Origin of the sequence: Hymenobacter rigui (assembly GCF_003944715.1) — a bacterium.
GTDB lineage: Bacteria > Bacteroidota > Bacteroidia > Cytophagales > Hymenobacteraceae > Hymenobacter > Hymenobacter rigui.
In genome coordinates this window covers 1-1,044 of the sequence record NZ_RWIT01000033.1, presented here as the reverse complement: position 1 = coordinate 1,044, position 1,044 = coordinate 1, and the positions used below count along the sequence as shown (strand labels likewise).

The window sequence follows — 1,044 nt, the reverse complement described above, 5'->3', positions numbered from 1 at the left end:
TAGCGGATTCGTGAACGGTTCGTCCGTTCATTTAGCTGGTTGAGTGTGATACCCACAGTGGTCAAACCAGTTGCGCGCATCTTGGCTAGTAATCCAACCGATGGCCTCGTGCAGAGCCGCTTCCAGTTCGGCCAGCGTACGGGCGGCAGCGGTGCGCAGCTTGGTTTTGAGCTTGCTCCAGGCCTGCTCGATGGGCGAGAAATCCGGCGAATAGGGCGGCAAAAAGACCACCTCGACCCCGCGTTTGGCGAACCACTCGCACAGCCCGCTCAGGTGGTGGACCGGCAAGTTGTCCAGCACCAGTACGTCGCCGCGCCGCAAGGTCGGCGCCAGGCAGCGGGCCACGTAGAAAGCGAAGCGACGTTTGGTCAGTGCCCCGTCCAGCAGTTGCATGGCGCCCAGGCCGCGCACGGACAAGGTGCCGATGAGCGTGCGGGCCGCCCCGCGCTTCAGGGGCCGTGCGCCCGCTACGCGCCGGCCGCCTACTGCCCGGCCGTGGGTGCGGGCGTAGTCCGGGCGCAGCCCCGTTTCGTCCAGAAAATGAAAGCGGGCCACGTCCGGGCGCGTACAGACCGTTTCCACGTGCGCGCGCCGGGCCGCCTGCACATCCGGCCGGTCACGCTCGGCCGCGTGCAGGCTTTTTTTTGCGCCGCAGCCGCCGCTCGTCCAGCACCTGCCAGATGCAGGTCTGGCACACGGGGCGCCCGCCCTGGGCTTGCCAGGCCTGATTCAGTTCGGCCAGCGTTGCGTCCGGGTGCTGGCCCACATACGCCACCAGCCAGGCTTGCGCCGCCGCGTCCAGGTAGCGGACCCGCCCGCCCGTGGCCGGCTTGGGCGCCAGCGAGCCGGTGGCCGCTTGGCGCCGCACCAGGTCTTTGACGAACGAGTGGCTCACCCCAAAACGTTGCGCCACGGCCGCCTTGCTCGCCCCAGGCTCGCGGCAGGCGGCCGCCACGCGGCTGCGCAAATCAAGCGAATACGGTTTCATATTCCATTCTACGCAGCTGCACGGAGCCAGGACGAACTGTTCACGAATCTGCTATA

2 protein-coding genes are annotated in these 1,044 nt (G+C 67.3%); both read right to left on the bottom strand.

Annotated elements, in window-relative coordinates:
* Nucleotides 1-27: 27 nt before the first annotated feature.
* The gene (locus EI291_RS22515; protein ID WP_240635645.1) at nt 28-582 is read right to left on the bottom strand and encodes an IS630 family transposase; all 555 of its coding nucleotides are present in this window, start codon (nt 580-582) and stop codon (nt 28-30) included.
* 34 nt (nt 583-616) lie between these two features.
* A complete protein-coding gene (locus EI291_RS22510; RefSeq protein ID WP_125424537.1) occupies nt 617-988 on the bottom strand; it encodes a helix-turn-helix domain-containing protein in 372 nt (123 codons plus the stop codon).
* Nucleotides 989-1,044: the final 56 nt, after the last annotated feature.

Excerpts from the sequence above, each read along its gene's own strand:
- EI291_RS22510 (WP_125424537.1), bottom strand. The coding sequence starts at position 988 with ATGAAACCGTATTCGCTTGATTTGCGCAGCCGCGTGGCGGCCGCCTGC.